The sequence below is a fragment of the Mesoterricola sediminis genome (assembly GCF_030295425.1).
Lineage (GTDB): Bacteria > Acidobacteriota > Holophagae > Holophagales > Holophagaceae > Mesoterricola > Mesoterricola sediminis.
On sequence record NZ_AP027081.1, the window covers coordinates 421,022 to 439,853 of the forward strand.

Sequence of the window (18,832 nt, forward strand, 5' to 3'; positions counted from 1 at the left end):
GTGAATGGGCCCTCAGCCCTTCACCATCTGCCACCCCAGCCGGAGGATGAGGGCGCCGACGACGGCGATGAAGACGCCGCGTACCAGGCCGCTGCCCTTGCTCAGGGCGGTGCGGGCGCCGAGGTAGCCGCCCACGCCGTTGCCCACGGCCATGGCCAGGGCCACGGCGGGGATCCAGCTGCCCCGGGACACGAAGAGCACGAGGCTGGCGAAGTTGGAGGCCCAGTTCACGGCCTTGGCCAGGGCCGAGGACCGGAGGAAGTCGTACCCCAGCACCGTGACGAAGAGGAAGATGAGGATGGAGCCCGTGCCCGGCCCGAAGAACCCGTCGTAGGCCCCGATGGCGAAGCTGATGGCCAGGGCGTAGGCCCTCAGGTGGCCGGGGGCGTGCTTGGGCGCGTGGAGGCGGCCCATGTCCGGCTTGAAGAGGGTGAAGGCGAGCATGGCCACCATGAGGACGACCATGACGGGCCGGAAGAAGGGTTCGGCCCGGCCCTGCACGAGGTAGGCCAGGGCCACCCCCAGGCTGGCGCCGGCCCCCGACGCGAGGACGGGGCCCACCAGGTCGCGCCAGTGCAGGACGCGGGCCCGCACGAACTGGCCCGCGGCCATCGTGGTGCCCGTGCAGGCCACCACCTTGTTGGTGCCGAGGATCGTCGTGACCGGGGTGCCCGCGGGCAGGCCCAGCATCAGGGCCGGGATGGTGATGAGGCCGCCCCCGCCCACGATCGCGTCCACGAAGCCGGCCAGGAGCGCCGCCAGGACCAGCAGCGCGAGGGGGAGGGGATGGACCGTCATCCAGGGCCTAGACGTGCATGATCTCGGCGTCCTTGTGCTTGACGATGTCGTCGACCTCGCGGATGGACTCGTCGGTGGCCTTCTGGATCTGGTCCAGGGCCTTCTTGGCGGCGTCCTCGGAGAGGGGGGCGGTCTTGTCCTTCTCCAGCTTCTTCACGTCCTCGTTGGCGTCGCGGCGGACGTTGCGGATGGCGGTCTTGATCTCCTCGCCCATGCGGTTCACCACCTTGGTCAGGTCGCGGCGGCGCTCCTCGGTGAGGGGCGGGATCGGCAGGCGGATGACGACGCCGTCGTTGGCGGGGTTCAGGCCCAGCTCGGACTTGAGGATGGCGTGCTCGATGGCCTTGATGGCGCTCTTGTCGAAGGGGGTGATGACGAGCATGGCGGGCTCGGGGACGCTCACGCCGGCGATCTGGTTCAGGGGCATGTTGGCGCCGTAGTACTCCACCTGGATGGTGTCGAGGATGCCGGCGTTGGCGCGGCCGGTGCGGACCGTGGCCATCTCCTTCTTCAGGGTGTCCAGGGAGGACTTCATCTTCTTCTTGGCATCGGCCAGGATCGTCTCGACATTTGCCGTCATGGGGAGCTCCGTTTCGTTCCGTTCTCTTTTTTCTAGCGGGTATTGGGGGAAAACGCCAGTGCCGCGTCCGCGCCCTTCGGATGATTCAGGCCGCTTTGCGGACGCCGCTAGCCCAGGCAGGTGGAGCAGCGCGCCCCCTCCTGCAGGCCCCGGATGGCGTCCGGCACCCGGGAGAGGTCGGGGACCTCCAGGAACTCGGCCTCCGGATCCAGGTCCTCGGGGCGGGGGCGGCCCTCCCGGTTGACCCAGATGGCCGTCCAGCCGGCTTGCAGGGCCCCGGTCACATCGTCCCGCCAGCTGTCGCCCACCATGGCGATCTCGCCGGGGAAGAGGCCGAGGCGGCGCTGCATGTCCTCGAAGGCCCCCGGCTCGGGCTTCAGGTGGCCGGTCAGCGCGGACAGGCACCGGGTGGGGATGGCCCGCGCCAGGCCCAGGCGGTCCAGGAAGGCCATGTCGAAACTCTGGGTGTTGGAGAGCAGGCCCACCCGGGCCACCTTGCGGGTGGCGGCCACCGCCGCCTCCGCCTCCGGGAACCAGGCGGCGTCGTCCGCGGCGGTCTGGAACACGTCGGCCATGGCCAGGATCTGCTCCCCGGTGAGGCCGAGCCGGTCCATCCAGCCGGCGATGAAGGTGCGGGCGTCCGGGTGGGGGCGGTCCATGGCCTCCTGCCGGAACTCCGGGTAGCGCTCCCGCTGGTCCTCCGTGAGGAGGCGCTGCAGGTGGCGGAAGGGGTCTCCGTGCCGGCTGTGGACCAGCGTGTTCCAGAGGTCGAACACCACGGCACGGATCATCAGCGTCCTCCGAAGTCCCGCGTGGTCCGGACCGGCAGCTGGAGGGGGAAACCGAAGGCGTCCACCTTGAGCTGGCCGTCCAGATGCCAGGCGCCACTGCCGCCGGAGGTCACCGCCTGGATGGCCGTCCAGTTGTCGCGCAGGTCCTGATAGGTGAAGGAGAGTTCCGTTTCCATGCGGGCCGTGCCGCCGGCGGGGAGCTCCAGGGGCCGGGCCAGCTCCAGGCGCCCCAGGGGACGCCTGGCTTCCCGGAAGGTGAGGCCCAGGTCGCCGCCGAAGCCGAGGACCCGGAAGGGAACCTGGGAGGGGTTCTCCACCTCCAGGACGAGCCGGAACACGATCCGGGAGCGGTCCAGGGGCAGGGCCACGCGCAGGTCGGGCTCGACCCGGGCCAGCCGGAAGCGGAGGCTGCGTGCGGCCGCCTGATACTCCTGGATGGGAGAACAGGCCACCGCCGCGGCCAGGACCGGGACCACCCGCCAGGCCCGGGCGGCCATCAGGCGCCCCGGTAGATGACGCAGTTGTCGGCGGTCTCGAACACCTCGACCTGGCAGAGCTCGGGGAGGGCGGGCTTGAGCTGCTCCCAGATCCACACGGAGATGTTCTCGGCCGTGGACAGGGGGATGAGGTCGTTGAGGAAGTGGTGGTCCAGGCGCTGGATCACCTTCTCCACGACCACCTTGGAGAGGTCGTCGAAGTCGATGATCATGCCGGTCTCGGGATGCACCGGGCCTTCCAGGGAGACGAACAGCTTGTACGAGTGCCCATGGAGGTTCTTGCACTTGCCGGGGTGGTTGTGGATGAAGTGGGCGGCCTCGAAGCCGTATTCCTTGCGAAGAATCATGAATGGAGCCTCATACCCCGTCGGGGGGTCCCATTATCCCACAGGGCCGGCCTGGACGCCGGGGATCCGGATGCGGACCCGGGTGCCCTCCCCCGGGCGGGAGTCCATGGCCACCGTTCCGCCCAGCATCCCGGTCAGGCGCCGCACCAGGGCCAGGCCCAGGCCGGTCCCGCCGTACTTGCGGGTGGTCCCCGAGTCGGCCTGGACGAACTCCTGGAAGACCTTGGCCTGCTCCTCGGAGGTCATGCCGATGCCGGTGTCCTCCACCTCCACCAGGAGGCCGTCGCCGTCCCGGCGGGCCCGGAGGGTCACGCGGCCGTTCTCCGTGAACTTGGCGGCGTTGCCCACCAGGTTGCCCAGGATCTGGAGGAGGCGGACGGGATCGGTGTGGATGCGCTCCGGGGCCCCCTCCAGGTCCAGGACGAAGGTGTTGCCCTGGCGCTCCACCACGGGCCGGAAGGTTCCGTCCAGGCGCTCGATGAAGGCCCCGAAGGGGATGTCCTCGGGCTCGACGCGCATGTGCCCGGCCTCGATCTTGGAGATGTCGAGGATGTCGTCGATGAGGGCCAGGAGGGCCCCGCCGGCCTGGGCGATCTTGAGGGCGTCCTCCAGCGTGGAGGCCAGGCCCCGGTCCCGGGCCTCCTCCTGCAGGAGCTCGGCGTAGAGCAGGATGGCGTTGAGGGGCGTCCGGAGCTCGTGGCTCATGTTGGCCAGGAAGGCGCTCTTGGCCCGGGAGGCCTCCTGGAGGGCGGCTGTCTGGCGGGCCACTTCCTCCTGGAGCTGCCGGTTGCGGGCCTGGAGGGCCAGGCTGCGGAGGCGCACGGCCAAAGCCACCGCCGCCCCCGCCAAGAGCAGGCCGGCGGCCCGGGCCCAGGGGGTCTCCCACCAGGCGGGGAGCACCCGGAAGGCCACGCTGAGGGTCGGGCCGGTCTCCCCGTCCAGGATGACCCCCCGCATGTCCAGCCGGTATCGCCCCGCCTGGAGCCCCGCGTAGCGCAGGCGGGGTTCCTCCAGGCGGACCCAGTCCGGGTCGACGCCCTGGAGGCGGGCCTCGAAGACCAGCCGGCCCGGGGCCTGGTAGGCGGGCACGAGGAACTGGAGCTCCAGTTCGTTCTGCTTCCGGGGCAGACGCGGGGCGGGACCGACGGGATCCAGCTCCAGGCGGCCGGCTCGGGCCCAGAGGATCAGGGGGCGCTGGAGGGAGGAGGGGCGCTCAAGTGTCCGAGCGAAGCCGTGGCGGTAGAGGGCCAGGCCGGCGGTGGTGCCCAGCCAGACCTGGTCCCCTTCCGTGAGAATGGCCGCCTCGTTGCACTCCGGGCGGGTGATGCGGTCCTCGGAGCCCACCATCCGGAAGGGCGGGTTGGCGCCCTCCTCGTACAGCCCCACGCCCAGGTTGGAGCCCACCCACACCCGCCCCTCCCGGTCCACGGCGAGGCTGAACAAGGTCACGTAGGACAGGTCGGCGCCGTCCGGACCCTGGATGGGCACGGCGCCCACGGGGGTCACCCGGTCCGGGCCCAGGCGGTGCAGCGTGAGGACGGGCCGGTTCCGGTAGCTGACGGCCATGCGTCCGTTGGGTCCGAAGGCCACGGCCCCGGGGCCCTCGGGCAGCAGGCCCGGCACCGCCTCCCAGCGGCCGCGGCGGAAGAGGCTCAGGGTGCCGTCGTGGAGGAGGGCGATGCCGCCCCCCGGCACGGGGCAGAGGCCCTGCACCTCGCCCGGGACCTTGCCGTCCACGGTGACCGGGGTCCAGGTCCAGCCCTGCCCGCGCCGGGTGCCGCGCACGAGGCCGCCCCCTTCCCGGTCCGCGACCCAGGGGGTGCCCTCGCTGTCCACGGTGAGGGCCCCGGTGACGCGGGCGCGGGGCAGGGGGTCCACCCGGTGGGTGCGGACGCGCAGGGTGGCGGGGTCCACCTCGAAGACACTGCCCCCGGGGCTGCCGGAGGCCCACAGCTGTCCGTCCGGCGCCAGGGCCAGGGTCAGGATCCGCCCCGGGAGGAGGGTCTGGAACCCGCCCGGGACGGACCGGCAGAGCCCCTTGTCCGTGGCGGCCCACAGGGTGCCCGTCCGGTCGCGGGCCAGCATCCAGGTGAGCGATGCGGGCAGCCCGTCCCGGGTGTCCCGGAAGACCCAGGCGCCCCGGCCCAGGGTGCGCAGGATCCCGTGGTCGGAGCGGATCCAGATCCCGCCCTCCCGGTCCACCAGGCCGCCCTTGGCGTCCTCGGAGGGTTCCCCCCGGCGCTCCCGCCGGGAGCCCTGCACCCGCCACAGGCCGTCCGCGTCGTCGAACCAGACCCAGCCCGCCGCGTCCCGGTCCAGGCCGGAGTTGAAGCCGAAGCCGCCGGTCATGGCCGCCCGCTCCCGCACCCAGGCGCCGCCCCGGGGGCGGTGCCACATGGCGCTGCTCGTGCGCAGCCAGAGCCCGTCCTCGCCGTCCCGGGCCACCTTCAGGAGCACCTCGCTGCTTCCCACGGGGGGCAGGGCCAGGGGGCGCCAGCCGCCGGGGGTCCACGCCTGGAGGGTCCGGGCCGACAGGACGAGGGTGTCCGTGCGGGCCCCGTCCACATAGAGCTGGGTGGGCCGCTCCCCGCCCGGGAGGGGCGGGGCCGGCTCGAACCGCAGGGCGCCGTGCTCCACGTAGAGGTTCGCGGCGCCCAGCAGCCAGAGGTGGCCGCCGCCGTCGCGGCCCACGGCGCGGAAGGCCTGCCGCGGTAGGCCATGGGCCGCGCCCAGGAGGACCGTCCGCCGGTCCCGGATGAGGCAGGCGCCCGCCTCCGTGGCCACCCAGAGGGAGCCGTCCGGGTCCGCCGCCAGGGCCGTGACGAGGGTGGAGGGCAGGGGGCCCTGGTACGACACGAACCGCCGGCCCTCGAAAATGGCCAGCCCCGCCTCCGTCCCGGCCCAGATGAGCCCCTCCTTGTCCTGGGCCAGGGCCCGCACCACCTCGCTGGTCAGCCCCTCGTCGTTGCCGTAGCGCCGGACGGGCCAGTGCCCCGCCCCCTGGGCCGGCAACGGCCATGCCGTCAGGGCCAGGAACAGGGGAAGGATGGTCCGACGGAGGGATCGCACGATCAGGAGCCGAGTGATGAATGATTGAAAGGTTGTCCCATGGTAGGGCCCCGCCCATGGGAATGCCAGCCGCCTTCGCCTGGTGCGCCCAACAGGACTCGAACCTGTGGCCTACGGCTTAGAAGGCATGATAATAACCAATAAAAACAATAATTAGGGTCAATTTGGGTGACGTTGGGGTTTCGGTTTTTTTGATTTGACCGGGGTGGTGGAGGCCCGATCTGAGAGACCCATCATGGATTCAAGACGATCACCGGAACTCCAAAGGGCATCGCTGGCGCTCGATAGAGTCCCAGGGAGTGGTGTAAGAGCCGGGTAGGCAGACAGATGGCCACCGTCCTCCGTATGTTTGTTTTTGCGGAAACAACATAGGAGCGGAGAACGATGGCCAGAGAAAGTGTGGAGGGTCTTGGGGCCCTGGGCAAGGCTTTGGAGGAAGGCAGCGGGGATTTCCTGCGCCAGCTCGTGATGATGACCCTGGAACGGATCATGGCAAGCGACGTCACCGCTCTCTGCCAGGCGGAGGCCGGGGAACGTTCGCCCTTGCGCGAGAATCAACGGAACGGGTACCGGGACCGGGCCTGGGAAACCCGCCTGGGGACGATGCCGCTGCGGATTCCGAAGCTTCGTCAGGGAAGCTACATGCCAGACTTTCTGGAGCCGCGCAGAAGCTGGGAAAGGGCCTTCCTGAGCGTGGTCTCGGAAGCCTACGTGCTCGGGATCTCCACCCGCAAGGTGGAGCACCTGGTCGAGGCCATGGGGGCCAAGGGGATGTCGAAAAGCGAAGTCTCCAGGCTGGCCAAGGACCTGGATACCGAGGTGACGGCGTTTCGTGAAAGGCCCCTGGAGGGCCCCTACCGCTACATCTGGCTGGACGCCATGTATCCGAAGGTTAGGGAAGGTCAGCGGGTGGTGGGCCTGGCAGTGCTCGTGGCCATTGGCGTGAACCAGCAGGGATACCGGGAGGTGCTGGGCCTGGAAGTTGCTGATGGCGAGATGGAATCGGCGTGGAGCGGCTTCCTGGAGGGCCTGGTCAAGCGCGGGCTGAAGGGCGTCGAGCTGGTGGTTTCGGACGCCCACACTGGGCTGAAGGCGGCGGTGCGGCGGGTCCTGAACGGTGTCTCCTGGCAGCGGTGCCGGGTTCATTTCATGCGGAATGCAGCGACGCGGTTGCCCAAGGCGGCGCAGGAGGAGCTTCTGGACCGCCTGAAGCAGGCCTTCCAGGCGCCCTGCAAGGAGGATGCGCAGCGGTTGTTCGCAGCCCTGGCCCTGGATACCCAGCGCAAGCACCCCGGCTTCTCGGCCCTGCTGGACGAGGCGGTGGAGGACGTCCTGGTCTACATGGATTTCCCCAAAGCCCACTGGCGAAAGATCCACTCGACCAACGTGCTGGAACGGGAGAACCGTGAGCTTCGCCGGCGATCCGACGTGGTGGGCATCTTTCCGAACCGGGCCGCAGTGCTGCGCCTTCTGGGCTCGTTGCTCGCGGACCAGCATGCTGAGTGGGTTTCTGCCCGGTTCCCTTACTTGAAGGTGAAGGCGTGATGGCCCTGGGGCGAGGTCGCGACCCACCCGGCCGGGGCGGTGCGCGGGCATGGAAAGGCTGATGGATTGCCCGCTGGATTTCGCTGCGCGAAACGGGCCTCCGGCCCGCCCTCCGGGTCCACAGGCAACGCCCCTGCGGGGCGCCCTTCGGGTCCACAACCTTCCAACACCCGCGGGCTTCGCCTGGAAAACGCTGGCGCGTTTTCCACACCGCCCCGGCCAAAGGTCCATCAGCAGCAGCATTTCATTGAAATCGGATCATACGGGTACGGCGGCGCTTCGCTGGCCGCTCTTGCTACACCACTTGACGGGACTCGGGCTGGCGCTCTCGGTGATCCATTGTGCCGACCGTATTGCGGCTAATGGTCGGTCGCCACGAAGGTCAGGCGAACAACGTTGTCCTTGCGCAACACAAGCCAATCATGGGCAATGCCAGAAGCCACAAGGTCTTGGACGGCTCGTCTCTTGAGATTTTCGCCGGACAATTCTCCCACCTTGATCAGTTGGTCTCCGACCTGGCAGCCGGCCTTCTCCATCCTTCCCCCTGCTTTCACGTGGGCAATATAAAGTTTCTGCCCCGCCTCATCCCTGCGCCATGCAAGGGGGAGCCGACGATGCGCCGCCTTGTCGAAAGGTAAGTAGCCTTCTTCGTCAAGAGTCAGCTTCATCCGTGGATTCCCCTTGGAGAAATCGAACCAGACAGGATTGCAACTCCACACAGACGAACCAATCAGTGCATCACCATCATTTTGTTCAAATGTTACCGGTGCGTTTTGCCATTGATAATTACCCCACATGATCTGATCTATAATTATTTCGGTTCCTTGGTTTGATCCACCGAAGTATGTGCCTGAGCTTATGGTTTTTTGTCCCTTTAAATTGGGTTTGTATTTTTGCGGGAAACTCATGCCACCCAGAAAGCCTGTGTCCACTGCAGCCATGACCTCCCTCCCAAAAAGGTTCAGGATTGCATAAGGGATACCGTCCTTTCCAAATTTTAGAGGGACTTCCTTCATGCCCAGGCATGGCTCGGTTTGCCAAGCAATATTTCGCATTTTTAGGTCTAGCAAAATTTGCGTGTCCTCCAAAAAGCTCATTCCAAGGATCCCATCGACAGGCTTATCTTGGAATGCTCCAAGCGTTGTCCTTATGTCGTGAATGGTTGCCTTGACGTTCTCACGAACGAGCCCGTCAATAACCATGCGCTTAATTAGGATTGGCGTAGTATTTTGTGAGAGTTCAGATGCGTCTACAACTTTGACGGGTGAGTTACTGCCTAAACGATAAAACTGATTGGATATACGTGAATCTAAAACCGACAAGCTGGCTCCAGTGTCAATACCTGAGTCCGTGCAATCCGCCTGCGGCGAATCTCCGGAAACCCAATATCCATGAGGGTTTGGTACCATTGTAGTCGGGTGATCGGTGTCACCCAACGGGTGACCCGAATGGAAATCAAGTTCATCAAGTCTGAGAAGATGGAACTGGTTGGAGGCGCAGGGCTTGCCTTGGTGGGCCAGATCCTGAACCGGTGCACGACCCTGGGCAAGGATCTCACCCGGCAGTTCCCCAAGCGGACCGGAGCCGTGCCGACCGGCGACGTGGCTTTGGCCTACGTCGCAACCCTCTGCACGGGGAAGAGCGACTTCGAGGCCGTCTCGACCCTGGAGGACAAGGTGCTCGCGCCGGAGAGCCTGGGCCTTCAGGCCTTCCCCTCGCCGGTCACCGTCCGGCAGCGGCTGGACGAAGGGGCGGACCTCTACATGCCCTACGTACAGAAAGCCACCGGCGACCTCCTACGCAAGAGCAAGGCCCCGATCACCGCCCTCTCCACCGGGCACGTGGCCCTGGACGTCGATGTCACCCCGCTGGACAACTCCAACTCCAAGAAGGAAGGCATCGGCTGGACCTACAAGCAATTCGAGGGCTACGCGCCCATCGCCGCCTACCTGGGCGAGGAGGGCTGGGCCCTGGGCTTCGAATTGCGGGAGGGGACCCAACACTCGCAGAAGGAGACCCCCGCGTTCCTGGCGCGGGTGAGCGCCCTCGCCAAGAAACTGGTGAGCGGGAGGAGGATCCTGCTCCGCATGGATTCCGGCAACGACGCATTGGAGAACTACGCCCTGGCTGCCGAGGAAGGCATCGACTACCTGGTCAAGCACAACTGGCGCACGGAGAACCTGGAGGTCTGGGCGGACAAGGCCGCGGGCATGCCGGAATCCGCCTGGAGCCACCCCCGGGAAGGGAAGCGGGTGGTGCGCTTCTCGGAGCGGATGGAACGAACGGTGAAGTTCAAAGGCGAGGAAAGGGTTGTTCGCTACCGGATGGTGGTGGAGGTTTCCGAGCGCACCACGGACGCCAAGGGCAACGCCCTGCTGCTCCCCCTGGTGGGCGTGGATGCCTGGATCACCAGCCTGGACCTGCCGGAAGCCGACGTGGTCGCCATCTACCGGGACCACGGCACGAGCGAGCAGTTCCATTCCGAGATGAAGGGAGAACTCGATCTGGAGCGGCTTCCCAGCGGCAAGTTCATGACCAACGCCCTCATCCTGGAGATGGGCGTCCTGGCCTACAACGTCCTGCGCCTCATGGGGCAGATCGGCCTGAAGGGGTACAAGCAGCGGCACGAGAGCAAGCGTCGCCGCATCCGGACGGTGATCCAGGAACTGCTGTGCGTGGCGGCACGGGTCGTTCACCACGCGGGCCAGGTGGCCTACAAGTTCGGGCGGACCTGTCTGGCCTTCGACCGGCTGGTCCTGCTCCGAGCCCATTTCTGCGGCGCCTGACGGCCTCCACGCTCTCGATCGGATGCCTCCAGAAACCACCGGCGTCAGGCCGGAGGACCATCCGGAATTTGGGGTATCCCGCCAAACGCCCCTGTTTCCCGGCCCACGAAGGGACCGTGAAGGTGCGAAGGCGGCCTTCGACATCTCAACCCGGCGCCTGGTCGGCGACAATGGCCCCATTCGGAGCGTGTTCCGTCGGATCCCGCAGGGATCCGCACGGATTCACGTCAATATTAAACCGGTAAGAATGACTGGAGCCGGGATGATCAGGGTCATCTAGAACAACAAGAACTATTGGTGCTCCATTTTCATCAACTTCTATGGACGAAGTTCGATGAGCCCCATCAACATTCCCAAGAAGGGACATTGTGCCCAAGACGGATGCCACCCTTATAAGCCATCCAAATATGCACGCCTTCACGATCAAACCTCCTCTTGCGCTTGGGCTGGTATGATTTTATTGATAAGAACAAACCTTCGCGCAACAAATAAGATTCAGGGCGGGGTGAAAGTTGATGCCGAATTGAAACTGGCTGAACGGGGTTTAGGGTGATTGAAATGGTGGAGTCAGGCCCCCAGGGCTTGGCTCCACTTTGGTATTTGACGGGATTGCACCCCAGCTGTGGCACATGCTGGTCGGGCGCGAAAAGGAATCGGCCGAGTCGAGGCGCGAATTGCGGGACCGTCCAATGCTTCTCAAATCCCCCACTGAAAAATGGGTGACTTTTGGGGAGGAAACCCGCGAACATCGCCAAAAACATTAGACTTATTCATACTGAATTCAGGCGACGATTCGGGTTTTTCGGGGCGGTCGTGTTTCGTATCCTTGATATTAAGTGTTGAATATGATGGTTTTGAATTGGTGCGCCCAACAGGACTCGAACCTGTGGCCTACGGCTTAGAAGGCCGTTGCTCTATCCAGCTGAGCTATGGGCGCACGGCGCAGGCTCCGGCGCGGCGCCGGCATCCCAGGCTCCCAAAGGAAGGGCCCGCAGGTCAAGGGCTTCCTCTCAATCCGCGAAGACCCGGAGGGGTTCCCGCAATCCGGCGAGCCGGTGGAAGTTGCGGAGTTTCTCCAGGTGGGTCCGCCCCACCACCGTGTCGCGGGGCAGGACCACCCACCCGTCCAGCGTGACGACGTCCTCGGCGAGGCGCTGCCCGGAGCGCAGGTCCAGGAAGGGGATGTCCCGCGTCTCCGGGGCCTGCTGGAGGCCGCCCCGGGCCTCGAGGACGGCGCGGAGGGCCTGCAGCACCTTCAGGTCGTACCAGGCCTGCCGGCCCTCCATGCTCCGGAGGACCTCCAGGTCCCCCCCTTCGCGGCCGGCGAGGGTGACGAAGTCGGCGGCCACCCGCAGGACCCTGGCCCCCAGGGGGATGAGCCCGCCCCGGATGTCGTCGTTCGGGAAACCGGTTCCGTTCATGTTCTTCTGGGAGTAGAAGACGATGTTGGCGACCTCGTCCAGGCGGGGCACGCAGCTGATGAGGTTGGAGCCTATCTCCGGGATGCGGTGGCACATCTCCCGCTCCACGGCGGTGAGGAAACCCCCGGCCTGCAGCTTCGCCACCACCGAGGGCGGCAGGGTGTGGATGCCGATGTGGGCCAGCACCGCGGCCACCTCGAGCATCCAGGCCTCCTGCATCTCCAGCTCGCCGGCGATGGCGACGGCGAGGGTGGCCACCTGCTGGGACCGCCCGAAGGAGGCGGGGTCCAGCATGGACAGCAGCTCGCCCAGCATCATCACGGCGCCCTTGAGGGTGCGCTCCAGGAGGTCCCGCTCGATGGTGAGCAGGCGGTGCTGCTCCAGGGCGTCGAGGAGGATGCGGGCCAGGGCCTCGCCCTCGCAGGGCTTGGTGGCGAACCGGAAGATGGCGCCGCGGTTCACGGCCTCCATGGCCGTGAACTGGTCGGAGTTCCCGGTGAGCATCACCCGGACCACCTCAGGATGGTTCCTGCGCACCTGCTCAAGGAGTTCCACCCCGTCCATCTCGGGCATGCGCATGTCGCTGACCACCACCGCGTAGGGGCCTTCGTGGGCGAGGCGGTACAGGGCCTCCCGCCCTCCGAGGGCGGTGTCGAAGGCGAAGCGCTTCCGGAACGTCCTGGCGTGGGCGAGGAGGATGTTCTCCTCGTCGTCCACGAACAGGATGCGGCCGTTCATGACGGCCTCCCTTCGTTCAGGGGCTGGGCGCTGCCGATCAGTCCGCGCCACCGCGGGATCGATCCCGCGAGGCCGAGGCGCTCCAGGCAGGCCATGTCGAACCCGGCCTTCCCGAAGACCTGGTGCGAGACGATCTCCCCGCAGATGACGTCCGCGGCGTGGACCGCGAGGAGGGGGGTGAACGCCGTCGCCATCGACTCCGAAGGCTGGTGGTGGAGGCCGACCACCTTCAGGATCGGCGCCGGCAGCGCCCAGAGCCCCACCAGGTAGGCCCCCACCTCGGCGTGGCTCACCCCGAAGACGGCGCGCTCGGCCCGGTCCATGGCGACCTTGGCGCAGGTGACCTCGTGGAGCACCTGTCCGTAGGCGTCCGGGAAGTTGGTGGCCAGGACGAGGATGCCCAGGTCGTGGAGGACCCCGCCCACGAAGGCCTGCTCCTGGGCGGGCCGGTCCAGGCCCTCGGCCGCGGCCAGGAGCTTGGCGCCGTGGGCGACGGCAAGGCTGTGCTCCCACACGTCCTCGATGCTGAAATCCCGGGTCGCCAGCGGCGCCGCGTTCTCGAAAATGCCGTTGACCAGCACGAGGGTCCGGACCGTGTCCATGCCCAGGTAGTTCACCGCCTCGGACACCGTCTCGATGTTCCGGCGCAGGCCGAAGAAGGCGCTGTTCACGAGCTGGAGGACCTTGGCCGTCATGGCCATGTCCTGCTCGATGAGGGCGGCGACCTGCTCGCTGCTGACGTTCGCTTCGTCCAGCACGCGCTTGAGCTCCTGGTAGAGCCTGGGCACGGGCGGAAGCCGGTCCACGGAGCCGATGATGCGCCGGAGGGCCTGGTCCATGAACTCCTCCCCGATGGCCGAGGCGTTGACGATCAGGGCCTTGAGCTCGTCGGGGTCGCAGGGCTTGGAGATGAACTGGTGGGCCACGCCCACGCACTGGGTGACGAGGTCGCGCTCGGCGTGGCCGCTGAGGACGATGCGCACCACGGCGGGGTAGCGCGCCTTCACTTCCTGAAGCAGGTCCGCGCCGCTCATCCCCGGCATGCGCATGTCGGTCACGATCACGTCGAAGGTCCGCTCCGCCAGGACCTCCAGGGCCTGCGGCCCGCCGGAGGCGAAGGCCATCTCCCAGGTGTCCCGCATGCCCCTGAGGCTCCGCTGCAGGCCGTTGAGCACGAAGGGCTCATCGTCGACGAAGAGGATGCGGGTCTTCACGAGCGGACCTCCAGCGGCAGGCTGAGCAGGAACGTGGTCCCCCGGCCGGGATCGCTGGCCACGTCCACGGCGCCCCCGTGCTTGTCCACCACGACGGCCCGGACGATGGAGAGGCCCTGACCCGTTCCCTTGCCCACCGCCTTGGTGGTGAAGAAGGGGTCGAAGATGCGCGTGCGGATGGCCTCGGGGATCCCCGTCCCGTTGTCGGAGACGCGGATCTCCACCTGGCCGCCGGCGTTCCGGGTCGACACCCGGATGAGGCCGGGTTCCGCCTGGGGCTGGACGGCGCGCTTCTCCTCGATGGCGTGGGCGGCGTTGACCACCAGGTTGAGCACCGCCTGGTTCAGCTCGCTGGGGAAGCAGGGCACCGGGGGCAGGGTGGGGTCCAGGTCCATTTCCAGGGTCGCGCAGTACTTCCAGGCGTTCCGAGACACGGTGATGGTGCTCTCGACCGCGCGGTTCAGATCCACCCGCTCCCGGGAGCCGCCGGGGTGGGAGAAGTCCTTCATCGCGGCCACGATGCGGGAGACCCGCCCCACCCCGTCCAGGGTCTGCTGGATGGCCCGGGGAATCTCGTCCACGAGGTACTCGGTGTCCAGGGCCTCGAGGCGACGCCCCAGGTCGTCCGGCGCCAGGGGCCGCCCCTGCCGGACCTCCCCCTGGAGGCCCTCCAGGAAGTCGGACAGCTCCTTGAAGGTGTCCCGCAGGAAGATCGTGTTGTCACCCACATACTGGATGGGGGTGTTGATCTCGTGGGCGATGCCCGCCGCCAGCTGGCCGATGGCCTCCAGCTTCTGGGCCTGGCGGAGCTGGACCTCCATCGCCTGGCGCTCCTCCTCCGCGGCGAGGCGGTCGGTGACGTCCCGGGCCACCAGGAGGGCCCGGTGGGGCTGGCCGAAGGGCCGGGGGATGGGGGAGCCGTTGGCCTCGAAGGTCCGGTACTGGCCGTCGCGGCGCAGGAGGCGGTAGCTGTGGCCGGATACGGCGTCCCCCAGGAAGAGCCGCTCCAGCATGGTCTCCAGCCGCGGCCGGTCCTCGGGGTGGACCAGGGCCAGGGTGTCCAGCCGGTGCAGCTCCTCCAGCGGATAGCCGAGCTGGCGCTCGTACGAGGGGCTCAGGAAGAGCCGGCGGCCCGAGGCGTCCACGATGCTCACCAGGTCGATGATGTTCTGGGTGATCAGGGTGAAGAGGTCCTGGGAGGCCTTCAGGTCCACCTCCAGGAGCTTGCGGGCGGTGATCTCGAAGTGGGCCACGAGGAAGTGGCTGGTCCCGTGCTCGTGGAAGGCCTCGACCCGCAGCTCGTACCAGGCCGTTCCGCCGGGAACCTCCACCGGGTAGTCCAGGCAGCAGCTCGATTGGCGGCCGGCCAGAACCTCCTCCACCACCGCCGTGTCTTCGGGCCGGGCCAGGTCCTGGAGGTGCTGGAAATAGTCGCAACCAGGGCCGGTCCCCTGGACGAGGGGATTGATCGAGGGCCCGGTCTCCCGCCACCGGTTGTTCACCATCAGGATGCGGCGGTCGGCGTCCAGGATGGCGATGCAGGCCCGAACGGCGTCCAGGCTGGCCGAAAGGAGGGTCTGGGACCGGAGGAGGGCCCGCCCGGCCTTGTGCCGCTCCAGGGCATAGCGGGCCGTTCGCCGGAGCGCGTCCGGCCCCAGGTGCCCCTTGGTGAGGAAGTCGTGGGCGCCCTGGCGCATGGCCTGCAGGCCCAGGACCTCGTCCGTCACCGCCGTCAGCACCAGGATCTGGGCGTCCCCGGCCAGGGCCTGCACGGCCCGCAGGGTGTCGATGCCCCGGCTTTCCCGGAGGTTGAGGTCCACGAAGATCAGGGAGATGCCCCCGCTGCGGAGGTGGGCCTCGGCCTCCGCCAGGGTCCGGGCCGTGAAGCAGGCCTCGAATCCGTACTTCGGCGTCAGGATCCGGGCGACCAGGTCGCAGTAGTGCGGATCCGGATCCACCACCAGGATGTGGGCCGGCGGTTCCGGGGATTCATGGGCAGGGGCGGCCTCGGCCAGCAAAAGAGGACCTCACGAAAGGGAGGCCGGGCGGAGGGCCGCCGTCCTCGGATTCCTTTTCGGCACCCCCTGCGGAAAATTGATAAATCTACGCAAAGAACCCTAGATGAAATCGATCCGGACGTCCTTGAGGTACTTCTCGGCCAGGACCTTCCGGAGGCCCCGGAGGATGTTCCGGCGGATGTCCAGGTCCTCGGGCAGGCTCGGGTCCTGGAGGGCCTCGTTGATCTTGGTGCCGGCCAGGATGCGGATCACATCGCTTTCCAGGAGGAGCCCGGCCAGGCGGGTCGCCGCGTTGGGCCGCAGGAGGTCGGGGGCGTCCTCCTCCTCCAGGAGCCGCACGGTCCGGGCCAGGGTGATGGCGCCCTCGGTCACCAGGTCGAAGCCCTCCATGCGGGAGACGGGGGGCACGTCCGGGTCCAGGGTGTCCAGGTCCATGACCAGTTCCCGCCCCAGCTCGCGGCTGAGGATCGCGGCGGTGGTGCCCCCGCAGGCGACCTTCCGGCCCCGGAATTCCTGGGCGGCGCGGGCCATCTCCGGGTCCCGGGCGCGGGAGACGGGGGCGCCGGTCAGGACCAGCACCTCCCGGGGTTCCCGGTAGTAGACGACGCCGCAGCTGATGTCGTCCCGGGCCTGGCCCCCGTCCAGGACCTGGGCCTGCTGGACGAGGGTCCTCGCCAGCTGGCGCGCCGAGATCTGGGGCCGTTCCCGGATGATCCGGGCCAGGAAGGCGGTCACCGCCTCCTCCCCCCAGCCCAGGGGCGTCGCCTCCCGGCCGACGCCGGCCTGGGTGACCCCGTCCGTGAAGAACACCACGCGGTCCCCGGGACAGGCCTCGAACCGGGTGTGCCGAAGCGCGGTCTCCCGGCCCTGCTGGTCGGGGAGGGGCAGGCGCTCCGAGGGCTGGGGCACGGGCTCGGAGCCGCGCATCAGGATCGCGTGGGGATTGTCGTACTCCAGGATCCGGGTGGCCCCCCAGGGGTCCATGTCCACGATCGTGAAGGTGGAATAGGCGATCTTGCGCTCGCTGCACACCGGCAGGGTGGCCATGATGGTCCCCGCCGCCTTCCGGGCGTCCATGTCGGAGGCCATGTAGCGCAGGGCCATGGTGGACGTGAGGTTGGCCAGGACGCTGGCCTTGATGCCGCTGCCCAGGCCGTCGGCGAGCACGGAGATGATCCGGTTGCCGTCCTCCACCTTCTGGGACAGGAACACGTCCCCGCAGGCGGCCTGGCCGCGCTTGCGCTCCTGGTGGTGGCCCACCTCGAGGAACAGGCGGGGGGCGATCACCGCTCCCCCTCCCGCTTGCGCACCGGCGGCAGCTGGAAGCTCTCCACGATGCTGCCCAGGATCAGTTCCGTCTCCGCCGCATTCTCGCCCAGGAGGTAGGCGATCTGCTGGACCGTGGTGACGTTCTTCCGGATCACGTCCTGGGTCTTCTGGATGATCTGCTCCCGCTCCACGGCGGGCTCGGTGATGTCCTGGAGGATGCCCCCGGCCATGCGGCCCGACTCGATGGGGAAGACCATGAGGCGGATGATCCGGTCCCCGACGCGGAGGTCCTTCCGGATGGGCTCCCCGTTGCCCTCGAGGGCCTCCCGGAAGAGCCGGCTGAAGGGCGCGACCTTGGCGAGGGAGGCCCCCTCCATCCCGGGCTTGGCCTCGTAGATGAGGGCGCACTCGGGTCCCATCAGCTCCGCGAAGAGCTGGTTGCACTCGATGATCGACAGGTTCTCGTCGGCGATGACCACCCCGCTGGGCATGGCGCGGATGAGGGCGTTGGCCTTGTTCATGGCCAGCTTCCGCATGTGCGAGACGCACATGCCGGGCTCGGCGCGCCCATCCAGGAGGGCGGCGGCCAGGGCCTCGCAGGCGTCGTAGCCGCAGCCGCCGCAGTTGAGGAGGTCCTCGGGGGTGGTCTTGCCCACCTGCCGCAGGGCCTGCCGGATCTCGGCGGGGGTGTGGGTGCGGGTGGGCACCGGCTCATGGATCCAGGGCACGGCCAGGTCCACCTCCGGGGGCTCCGGGGCGACGGGTTCGCCCGGATGCCGGTCCAGGACCCGCATCCACTTGACGGCGGTGCCGCAGGTGCGGGAAGCCTGGGGTCCGTTCACGCAGCCCCCTTCGCAGGCGAGGAGTTCCATGAAGAGCCCGCGGGCGCCCTCGTCCAGGCCCCGCAGGGCGTCCTCCGAATAGTGGATGCCCGAGAAGGCCATGTAGCGGACCCCGTCGATGCCCGCGGCCCGGACGCCCCGGGCCATGCCCCCGTCCATGGGGTAGAGGGCGCCGGCCGCGGCCGCCTCGGGGACGAAGGCCCCGTCGTCCCCCTCGGCCATGGCGGCGGGATCGATCCCCCGTTCCTCGAACCAGCGGCGGAGTTCCGTGAAGGTGAGGGCCACGTCCAGCAGGTGGGGGAACCGGTCCGCCTCCAGCTTCTTGGAGATGCAGGGCCCGAAGAAGACGACGCCCGCGTCCTCCCCGAAGGTCCGCCGGAGGAGGCGGCAGTGGGCCAGGAGGGGCGAAAGGAAGGGCGTGATCCGGTCCAGGTGCTGGGGGTGGTACTTGCGGATGAGCTCGACCGCCGTGGGGCAGGCCGAGCTGATCATCACCGCGTCCGGATCCCGGGCCAGGGCGCCGGCGCAGGCGCCGGTGACCTGCTGGGCGCCCAGGGCGGTCTCGGAGACGCCCGTGAACCCCAGGGCCTTGATGGCCCGCACCAGGTTGGCGGCCGGGATCCCCGGGAACTCCGCCGCGAACGAGGGCGCCAGGGAGGCGATGACGACGGGCCGGCGCTTGACGAGGAACTTGGCCCGGTAGAGGTCGTCCCGGACCTTCTTGGCACCGACCGGGCAGACGTTCACACAGGTGCCGCAGAAGACGCAGCGCTCAGGGATGACGGCCGCGCTGCCCTCCTGGACCCGGATGGCCTTCACCGGGCACTGCCGGACGCACTTGTAGCAGTCCTGGCAGCGGGTCTTTTCCGTGAAGATGGGCATCTGGCCGTTCATCCCTGGCTCCTGAGATGTTCATT

14 protein-coding genes and 1 tRNA gene are annotated in these 18,832 nt (G+C 67.9%); 2 read left to right on the forward strand and 13 right to left on the reverse strand.

All coding sequences use genetic code 11. The features are described from left to right. Positions 1 to 12: 12 nt before the first annotated feature. The 6 genes from R2J75_RS01935 to R2J75_RS01960 all read right to left on the reverse strand — a co-directional run bounded on the left by R2J75_RS01935 (position 13) and on the right by R2J75_RS01960 (position 6,082). Entirely contained in the window at positions 13 to 798 is a 786-nt protein-coding gene (locus R2J75_RS01935) for a TSUP family transporter (protein WP_243330810.1), read from the reverse strand. 7 nt (positions 799 to 805) lie between these two features. Beyond that, positions 806 to 1,378, reverse strand: coding sequence for a ribosome recycling factor (gene frr / locus R2J75_RS01940; RefSeq protein WP_243330808.1), 573 nt, complete (start codon positions 1,376 to 1,378; stop codon positions 806 to 808). 107 nt (positions 1,379 to 1,485) lie between these two features. Further along, positions 1,486 to 2,169, reverse strand: coding sequence for an HAD family hydrolase (locus R2J75_RS01945; RefSeq protein ID WP_243330806.1), 684 nt, complete (start codon positions 2,167 to 2,169; stop codon positions 1,486 to 1,488). Continuing rightward, positions 2,169 to 2,666, reverse strand: a complete 498-nt coding sequence (locus R2J75_RS01950) for an NDR1/HIN1-like protein (protein WP_243330805.1) — start codon at positions 2,664 to 2,666, stop codon at positions 2,169 to 2,171. The genes R2J75_RS01945 and R2J75_RS01950 overlap by 1 nt, the downstream gene beginning before the upstream one ends. Further along, complete coding sequence (gene queD, locus R2J75_RS01955) at positions 2,666 to 3,013, reverse strand: 6-carboxytetrahydropterin synthase QueD (protein WP_243330803.1); 348 nt, start codon at positions 3,011 to 3,013, stop codon at positions 2,666 to 2,668. The genes R2J75_RS01950 and queD overlap by 1 nt, the downstream gene beginning before the upstream one ends. A gap of 33 nt (positions 3,014 to 3,046) precedes the next feature. Then, complete coding sequence (locus tag R2J75_RS01960; RefSeq protein ID WP_316410959.1) at positions 3,047 to 6,082, reverse strand: sensor histidine kinase; 3,036 nt, start codon at positions 6,080 to 6,082, stop codon at positions 3,047 to 3,049. Between the two features lie 384 nt (positions 6,083 to 6,466). Between R2J75_RS01960 and R2J75_RS01965 the strand changes: the two genes are divergently transcribed. Then, complete coding sequence (locus tag R2J75_RS01965; RefSeq protein WP_316410508.1) at positions 6,467 to 7,627, forward strand: IS256 family transposase; 1,161 nt, start codon at positions 6,467 to 6,469, stop codon at positions 7,625 to 7,627. Positions 7,628 to 7,986: 359 nt separating this feature from the next. Here R2J75_RS01965 and R2J75_RS01970 read toward each other — a convergent pair whose 3' ends face one another. After that, a complete protein-coding gene (locus tag R2J75_RS01970) occupies positions 7,987 to 9,036 on the reverse strand; it encodes an aspartyl protease family protein (RefSeq protein WP_394365906.1) in 1,050 nt (349 codons plus the stop codon). A 39-nt stretch (positions 9,037 to 9,075) separates the two neighbouring features. Here R2J75_RS01970 and R2J75_RS01975 point away from each other — a divergent pair, with 39 nt between their 5' ends. After that, on the forward strand, positions 9,076 to 10,413 hold the full coding sequence (locus R2J75_RS01975; protein ID WP_316410509.1) for an IS1380 family transposase: 1,338 nt from the start codon (positions 9,076 to 9,078) through the stop codon (positions 10,411 to 10,413). Positions 10,414 to 11,273: 860 nt separating this feature from the next. Here the strand turns inward: R2J75_RS01975 and R2J75_RS01980 are convergent. From R2J75_RS01980 to R2J75_RS02005, 6 genes are all read right to left on the reverse strand, one after another. Then, positions 11,274 to 11,350: transfer RNA gene (locus tag R2J75_RS01980), tRNA-Arg, on the reverse strand. Between the two features lie 73 nt (positions 11,351 to 11,423). Continuing rightward, positions 11,424 to 12,572: an HD domain-containing phosphohydrolase gene (locus tag R2J75_RS01985; RefSeq protein WP_243330798.1), complete on the reverse strand. Its 1,149-nt coding sequence runs from the start codon at positions 12,570 to 12,572 to the stop codon at positions 11,424 to 11,426. Further along, positions 12,569 to 13,786 carry a response regulator gene (locus tag R2J75_RS01990; RefSeq protein ID WP_243330796.1) on the reverse strand — a complete coding sequence of 406 codons (1,218 nt, stop codon included), beginning with the start codon at positions 13,784 to 13,786 and terminating at the stop codon, positions 12,569 to 12,571. The genes R2J75_RS01985 and R2J75_RS01990 overlap by 4 nt, the downstream gene beginning before the upstream one ends. After that, complete coding sequence (locus R2J75_RS01995) at positions 13,783 to 15,804, reverse strand: ATP-binding protein (protein WP_316410961.1); 2,022 nt, start codon at positions 15,802 to 15,804, stop codon at positions 13,783 to 13,785. The genes R2J75_RS01990 and R2J75_RS01995 overlap by 4 nt, the downstream gene beginning before the upstream one ends. A gap of 99 nt (positions 15,805 to 15,903) precedes the next feature. Then, entirely contained in the window at positions 15,904 to 17,091 is a 1,188-nt protein-coding gene (locus R2J75_RS02000; protein WP_243330792.1) for a SpoIIE family protein phosphatase, read from the reverse strand. After that, positions 17,088 to 18,809, reverse strand: a complete 1,722-nt coding sequence (locus tag R2J75_RS02005) for a [Fe-Fe] hydrogenase large subunit C-terminal domain-containing protein (protein ID WP_243330789.1) — start codon at positions 18,807 to 18,809, stop codon at positions 17,088 to 17,090. The genes R2J75_RS02000 and R2J75_RS02005 overlap by 4 nt, the downstream gene beginning before the upstream one ends. Between the last annotated feature and the right edge of the window lie 23 nt (positions 18,810 to 18,832).

Bases quoted from the DNA above. Each gene is read 5' to 3' on its own strand.
- R2J75_RS01935 (WP_243330810.1), bottom strand. From the start codon at position 798: ATGACGGTCCATCCCCTCCCCCTCGCGCTGCTGGTCCTGGCGGCGCTC.
- frr (WP_243330808.1), bottom strand. From the start codon at position 1,378: ATGACGGCAAATGTCGAGACGATCCTGGCCGATGCCAAGAAGAAGATG.
- R2J75_RS01945 (WP_243330806.1), bottom strand. From the start codon at position 2,169: ATGATCCGTGCCGTGGTGTTCGACCTCTGGAACACGCTGGTCCACAGC.
- R2J75_RS01950 (WP_243330805.1), bottom strand. From the start codon at position 2,666: ATGGCCGCCCGGGCCTGGCGGGTGGTCCCGGTCCTGGCCGCGGCGGTG.
- queD (WP_243330803.1), bottom strand. From the start codon at position 3,013: ATGATTCTTCGCAAGGAATACGGCTTCGAGGCCGCCCACTTCATCCAC.
- R2J75_RS01965 (WP_316410508.1), top strand. From the start codon at position 6,467: ATGGCCAGAGAAAGTGTGGAGGGTCTTGGGGCCCTGGGCAAGGCTTTG.
- R2J75_RS01970 (WP_394365906.1), bottom strand. From the start codon at position 9,036: ATGGTACCAAACCCTCATGGATATTGGGTTTCCGGAGATTCGCCGCAG.
- R2J75_RS01975 (WP_316410509.1), top strand. From the start codon at position 9,076: ATGGAAATCAAGTTCATCAAGTCTGAGAAGATGGAACTGGTTGGAGGC.
- R2J75_RS01985 (WP_243330798.1), bottom strand. From the start codon at position 12,572: ATGAACGGCCGCATCCTGTTCGTGGACGACGAGGAGAACATCCTCCTC.
- R2J75_RS02005 (WP_243330789.1), bottom strand. From the start codon at position 18,809: ATGAACGGCCAGATGCCCATCTTCACGGAAAAGACCCGCTGCCAGGAC.